This window comes from Burkholderia sp. Ax-1720 (assembly GCF_011753035.1).
In the GTDB taxonomy this organism is placed as follows: Bacteria; Pseudomonadota; Gammaproteobacteria; order Burkholderiales; family Burkholderiaceae; genus Burkholderia; species Burkholderia gladioli.
In genome coordinates this window covers 1-6,223 of record NZ_VWWK01000276.1, presented here as the reverse complement: position 1 = coordinate 6,223, position 6,223 = coordinate 1, and the positions used below count along the sequence as shown (strand labels likewise).

Sequence of the window (6,223 nt, the reverse complement as noted above, 5' to 3'; positions counted from 1 at the left end):
CGCACGCGCGGCATCGACGGCCGCTACACGCTGGCCGAGGGCTTCGCCGCCCTGCTCGCGGGCAGTTCGCTGGAGGCCGTCGACGGCGGCCGCCGGGTCTGGCTGGTGCGCGCGCGGGCCGGCGGCGGCGGCAATGCCGATATCGATGCCGCTGGCGCGTCGGCCGCGGCCAGCCACGCGCTGCCGGTCGTCAAGGTCAGCAGCCGCGCGGGCGACGACGAAGGCGGCTACGTGGCCGCGACCAGCAGCGCCGGCTCGAAGACTGCCACCTCGCTGCTCGAGATCCCGCAATCGGTCTCGGTGGTCACGCACGACCAGATGGTCCAGCAGGACGCGCAGACGCTCAACGCGGCGGTGCGCTACACCTCGGGCGTGCAGCCCGAGACGCGCGGCGCCGTGGCCACGCGCTACGACATGCTGACGGTGCGCGGCTTCTTGGCCAACACCTATTGGAACGGCCTGAAGCAGGTCGACAACAGCATGTATTCCACGCCGCAGATCGACCCCTATCTGCTGGAGCGCATCGACGTGCTGAAGGGGCCGGTGTCGGTGCTCTACGGCCAGGCGGCGGCGGGCGGCGTGCTCGACCAGGGCAGCAAGCTGCCGACGCGCCAGCCGCTGCACGAGATCGGCGTGGAGCTCGGCACCGATGCGCACCGGCAGGCCACGTTCGATTTCTCGGGCCCGCTCGACGCCGACAGCCGCTACCTGTACCGCTTCACCGGCATCGCGCGCAGCGAGTTCGGCCAGGTCGAGAGCACCCGCAACGAGCGCATCGCGCTGGCGCCCTCGTTCACCTGGCGTCCCGACGAGGCCACCTCGCTGACGCTCTACGCGCTCTACCAGCGCGACCCGCGCAGCAGTTCCTACGGCGCGGTGCCGCTGGAGGGCTCGGTGATCGGCAGCCCCTATGGGGCGCTGCCGCGCGACTTCTACGACGGCGACACCAATTTCGAGCGCTTCAGCCGCACCGAGGCGGCGCTCGGCTACCGCTTCTCGCGCAAGCTCGACCGCGACTGGACGGTGCGCTCGAACGCGCGCTACTTCCATATCGGCCAGGATTACGCGAGCGTCTACAGCAGCGGCTTCGTGCCCGGCACCTCTTCGCTGCAGCGCTACTCGATCGCCTCGCAGGACCAGTTCAACTCGATCGCGCTCGACAACCAGCTCGAAGGCCGCTTCGCGACCGGCGCGGTGCGCCACACGGTGCTGGCCGGCTTCGACTACCAGCACTTCGCGACCTCCTACTCGCTCGGCTACGGCAGCGCGCCGCCGCTCGACGTGCTCGCGCCGAACTACGCGCAGCCGATCGACCCGATCGCGCTCTCGCCCACCCGGATCCACGGCAACCAGTTCGGCATCTATGCGCAGGACCAGATGCGCTACGGCCACTTCGTGCTGACGCTGGGCGCTCGCCAGGACTGGGCCAATAGCTCGACCGCCACGGGCGGCGCGACCACCTCGCAATCGGCGCGCGCCTTCACCAAGCGCGCCGGCCTCAGCTATGTGTTCGACAATGGCATCGCGCCCTACGTCGGCTACACCGAATCGTTCTCGCCACAGAGCGGCACCAATCGCGCCGGCCGGCCCTTCGACCCGGAACGCGCGAAGCAGTACGAGATCGGCCTGAAGTTCCAGCCGACCGACTACGACGCGATGTTCACCATCGCGCTGTTCGATCTCACCCGCAACAACCTGCTGACCACCGACACCGCCAACCCGCTCTACCAGACCCAGTCGGGCGAGGCGCGCTCGCGCGGCATCGAACTGGAGGCCAAGGCGAGCCTGTCCGATTCGCTGAACGTGACGGCCAGCTATACCTACCTCGACACCAAGTACGTGAAGGACAACAGCGGGCTGGAGGGCAAGTTCCTGACCGGCGTGCCGCAGCACCAGGCCTCGGCCTGGGCCTACTACACGCAGCGGCGCGGGCCGCTGGCGGGGCTGTCGGCCGGCGCCGGGCTGCGCTACACCGGCCAGACCTACAACGACACCAACCAGTACCGGCTGGCCAGCTACCTGCTGCTGGACGCGACGCTGCGCTACGACCTCGGGCGCCTGTCCTCGCGCCTGAAGGGCTCGGACATCTACGTGAACGCGCAGAACCTGCTCAATCGCCGCTACGTCGCCTCGTGCTCGTCGACGGCCTGGTGCTGGTTCGGCTACGGGCGGCAGGTGTTCGCGGGCGCGAACTATCACTGGTAAGGCGACAGAAAGCCGGCGGCGGCGGCCGCGACGGCGGCTACGGGCGAGCGACAGGCGGCGGGCGGCCACGCCCCCGCTCGCGCCGGCGCCGCTTCGCGCGAAAGGCCGCCGGGCCGCATCGGCGCTTGACGAATCGGCGCGCAGGCGCTTCCATACGGGCTCGCTGAATTCCGTGCGCGCGCCGCCGCCTTCGTCATGAATTACCAATCGATACTCGACCGCATCCAATCCGAAATCGCGCCCTGGATCGGCGCCGGGCGCGTCGCCGACTACATCCCCGAACTCGCCAAGGTGCCGGCCGAGCGCTTCGGCATCGCGATCGTCACGCTCGACGGGCAGACCTACACGGTCGGCGACGCGCAGGAGCGCTTCTCGATCCAGAGCATCTCCAAGCTGTTCGCCTGCACGCTGGCCTTCCAGCTGCTCGGCGACGAGCTCTGGCAGCGCGTCGGCCGCGAGCCGTCGGGCACCGCCTTCAACTCGCTGGTGCAGCTCGAGAGCGAGCGCGGCAAGCCGCGCAATCCCTTCATCAACGCTGGCGCGCTGGTGGTGACCGACGTGCTGAGCCGGCGCTTCGTGCGCGCCGAGACGGCGCTGGTGGAGTTCATCCGCCGCCTGATCGGCTCCAGCGAGATCGACTACGATTCGCGCGTGGCGAGCTCCGAGCTGCAGCATGCCGAGCGCAATCGCGCGATGGCGCACTTCATGGCCAGCTTCGGCAACATGTGGATGCCGGCCTCCACGGTGGTGGACGCCTACTGCCGCCAGTGCGCGATCTCGATGAGCTGCGTGGAGCTGGCCCAGGCCGCGCTGTTCCTCGCCAACGGCGGGGTGGCGCCGATCAGCGGCGAGCAGATCGTCGACGCCAGCTCGGCCAAGCGGCTCTCGGCCCTGATGCTGACCTGCGGCACCTACGATGCGGCCGGCGACTTCGTCTACCGCGTCGGGCTGCCGGCCAAGAGCGGCGTGGGCGGCGGCATCGTCGCGGTGCTGCCGGGGGAGATGGCGGTTTGCGTGTGGTCGCCGGGGCTGGATCCGAACGGCAATTCGCTGGCGGGGGTGCTGGCGCTGGAGTGGCTGACGACTTATACGGGGCGGTCGATTTTTTGAGGGGGGATCAGCGATCGGAGCGGGTTCTGTTCGCCTTCGAATCCGTGGACGGCCCATTGAGAAAATCAGCGACCACCTGGTAGCAATGCTCGAAGCCCGGACGATAGTCGAGCGTGATGATCCGCGCGAAATCGGCTTCGAGACGGTCGCGCCGCTGGTCGAGGCGGTCCAGGATGACACGCGCGTGCGTGCGTAGCAGCGCCGCCTCGCGCGCGCAGGCGTCGGGACAGCGCTCCAGCACGAGCGCCATGTCGAACAAATCCCGGCCGGTAAACCCCTGGGCGCGATAGAAGGCTTTCTTGGCGACGATTTCGACGGGGGTTTCCGTCGTGACCATTCGGCCGCGAATCTCGCGCTCCGCCGTGGCTTGCTCGGTCAAGGTCGGCGCAATCACGAAATCGATGTCGCCGCCGTCCCCGACGATCTTCAGGTAGTGAGCAGCCTCGATGTATTCGGTCGCAAACGACTCCGCTACGTCATTGAGCCGAGGCGAATAGAAAGTCAGATATTGCGGGTCCGTGATGAAGATATCGATGTCCTTGCTGAATCGATGATTGAAATCGAGCATCAGCATCGTGCCGCCGCCGAATCGCCAGCGAGGCGGACGCTCCCCGACGACCTCGACGGTGTCGATCAACGCCACGGCCTGGTCGAACAGGCGCTCCCACATCTTCGGATCGAAATCAGGCAAGACGAAACTCCTCGGGTACGTTGAGCTGGCGGCTCGCCGCCCAGTTCCGCAGATTCTCCCGGATGCGAGCTCGCGTCGGCTTGCTCCAGGTCGCAATCGCTTTTTCGAACAACATCGGCGGGGTTTCCTCGAGTGCGTAGTCGACCAGCGTCGCCCACTTCAGCGAGACCTTGCCGGTCAGCAGAAAGCGCTCCATGACGGCCGGCGGCAGATTTCCGTGATAGCTGGTCGATGCCGTCCGGCAAAGCGCCAGCAGCGCCGCGGGATAGGCAGGCGAGTTCGATGGCACGAGGCCGATTCCGAGACGCTCGAGGATCGGCAGCAGGACATGCGAGCTGACATTGCCGCCGTCCTCGAGGTCGGCGACCACGCGCCGGCCAACACCCGCGGCCGCAGCCAGGGTTTCCTGCGTCAGCCCATCGGCTTTCCGCCTTTCGCGGATCAGGCGCCCCAATTCGGCAGGAGAATGCAGTGAAGTATGTGCGTTCATATGTACGCTATATAGTACATATTTCTCAACAAGTCACGCTGTCTGGCTCTACCGCCACCGCTTCGCCCCTGCGCGCCGCCCCCTCCTCCCTGTCACGAACCTGACTTACCCGCCACTTACAGTGGCGGCTCGATTGAATCCCAAAGAGGACAAAACTCGTGAACCACTCCTATCGCATCGCGGCGGTAGGCGCGTGCCTGGCCGCCTGTGCCGGCATGTCCGCCCACGCCTACGCAGACGAAACGCCAAGTGCCGCCGGCACCTCGGTGACCCTCTACGGTATCCTCGATACCGGTCTCGAATATCTCGACAACGCCGCTTCCTCGAAAGGCACCACGCACAGCGTGACGCGCCTGACCTCGGGCAACATGTCCGGCTCGCGCTGGGGCATCACCGGCCGCGAGGACCTGGGCGGCGGCACGCGCGCCTTCTTCCTGCTCGAGAGCGGCATCAACATCGATACCGGCGCCTCGCTGCAGGGCGGCCGCGAATTCGGCCGGCTCGCCTACGTCGGCATCGCCGACGAGCGGCTCGGCACCGTCTCGCTGGGTCGCCAGGGCGGCCTGTTCCTCGATTGGGTCAGCGAATACAACCCGCTCAAGAACGCCGTCTACGCGATCAAGATGCAGGATCCGGCCTTCTCCGACCGGCTCGACAACACGGTGCGCTACGAGAAGCGCTTCGGCGGCCTGACCGCCATCGCCCAGTACAGCTTCGGCTACGACAGCGTCACCTACGGCGCGCAACCGGCCGGCGACACCCGCTACGCGCGCGTGATCGAGGCCGGCCTGCGCTACAAGCACGGCCCGTTCAGCGCGACCCTGGTGTACGACCAGAAGAACGGCGGCAGCACCAGCGCGACGGCGGCCCACACCACCAAGGCCGGCGGCTACGAGGGCGACATGGACCGCCGCATCGGCGTGGCCGCGAGCTACAAGTTCTCCAGCGTCACCACCTACGCGGGCTACCGCTACCTCGATTCGCACGCGGTGCACCTGAGCACGCTGTCGAGCTCGCCGGTCGAGGCCAGCAGCCTCTACTGGCTCGGCTCGACCTGGTACGCGCAGCCGGACCTGGCCTTCTCGGGCACCGCGATGTACCAGAACTTCTACGGCAACTCGCGCGATCCGTGGTCGTTCCAGGTCGATGCGGACTACTTCCTGTCCAAGCGCACCGACCTCTACCTGAACCTCGGCTACGTGCTGAACCGCAACGGCTCGAACCTCGGCCTGAACGGCTTCGGCACCGACGTGGTGGCCGGCAAGAACCAGTTCGGCCTGATGGCGGGCATCCGCCACAAGTTCTGAAGGAGTCCGCATGAACCAGGGCACGCGCGTCCCGATCCGCCTGCGCGGCTTGCGCCAGCGCTTCGGCGCGCACACCGTCCTCGACGGGATCGACCTCGACGTGCCGGCCGGCACCACGCTCGCGCTGCTGGGGCCCTCGGGCTGCGGCAAGAGCACCTTGTTGAAGCTGCTGGCAGGTCTGCTGCAGCCCGACGAGGGTGCCGTGCAGTTCGGCGACCAGATCGTCGCCGAACCCGGCCATTGCCTGCCGCCCGAGGCGCGCGAGCTCGGCATGGTGTTCCAGGACTACGCGCTGTGGCCGCACCTGACGGTGGCCGGCAATGTCGCCTTCCCGCTGGAGATGCGCCGCGTGCCGCGCGCCGAGCGCGCCGCCGCGGTGGCGCAGGCGCTGGAGCGCGTCGGCCTCGGCGGGTTCGGCGC

At 67.8% G+C, this 6,223-nt stretch carries 6 protein-coding genes; 4 read left to right on the top strand and 2 right to left on the bottom strand.

The genetic code is table 11. The features are described from left to right. Positions 1–2,205, top strand: a 2,205-nt coding sequence (locus F3J18_RS35030) for a TonB-dependent siderophore receptor (protein WP_166916685.1), incomplete at its 5' end; no start/stop codon positions are given. 195 nt (positions 2,206–2,400) lie between these two features. Then, positions 2,401–3,315 carry a glutaminase gene (locus tag F3J18_RS35025; protein ID WP_166916683.1) on the top strand — a complete coding sequence of 305 codons (915 nt, stop codon included), beginning with the start codon at positions 2,401–2,403 and terminating at the stop codon, positions 3,313–3,315. Positions 3,316–3,322: 7 nt separating this feature from the next. On the opposite strand, the gene F3J18_RS35020 is transcribed toward F3J18_RS35025, so the two are convergent. Next, on the bottom strand, positions 3,323–4,006 hold the full coding sequence (locus F3J18_RS35020) for a nucleotidyl transferase AbiEii/AbiGii toxin family protein (protein ID WP_166916681.1): 684 nt from the start codon (positions 4,004–4,006) through the stop codon (positions 3,323–3,325). Further along, positions 3,999–4,496 carry a helix-turn-helix domain-containing protein gene (locus tag F3J18_RS35015; protein ID WP_166916679.1) on the bottom strand — a complete coding sequence of 166 codons (498 nt, stop codon included), beginning with the start codon at positions 4,494–4,496 and terminating at the stop codon, positions 3,999–4,001. The genes F3J18_RS35020 and F3J18_RS35015 overlap by 8 nt, the downstream gene beginning before the upstream one ends. 158 nt (positions 4,497–4,654) lie before the next feature. Between F3J18_RS35015 and F3J18_RS35010 the strand changes: the two genes are divergently transcribed. Then, the gene (locus F3J18_RS35010) at positions 4,655–5,803 is read left to right on the top strand and encodes a porin (protein WP_166916677.1); all 1,149 of its coding nucleotides are present in this window, start codon (positions 4,655–4,657) and stop codon (positions 5,801–5,803) included. A 10-nt stretch (positions 5,804–5,813) separates the two neighbouring features. Continuing rightward, a partial coding sequence (locus F3J18_RS35005) for an ATP-binding cassette domain-containing protein (RefSeq protein ID WP_240156495.1) occupies positions 5,814–6,223 on the top strand: 410 nt, incomplete at its 3' end.

What these genes read in the sequence shown, in the direction of transcription:
- F3J18_RS35025 (WP_166916683.1), top strand. Translation starts at nt 2,401, where the DNA reads ATGAATTACCAATCGATACTCGACCGCATCCAATCCGAAATCGCGCCC.
- F3J18_RS35015 (WP_166916679.1), bottom strand. Translation starts at nt 4,496, where the DNA reads ATGAACGCACATACTTCACTGCATTCTCCTGCCGAATTGGGGCGCCTG.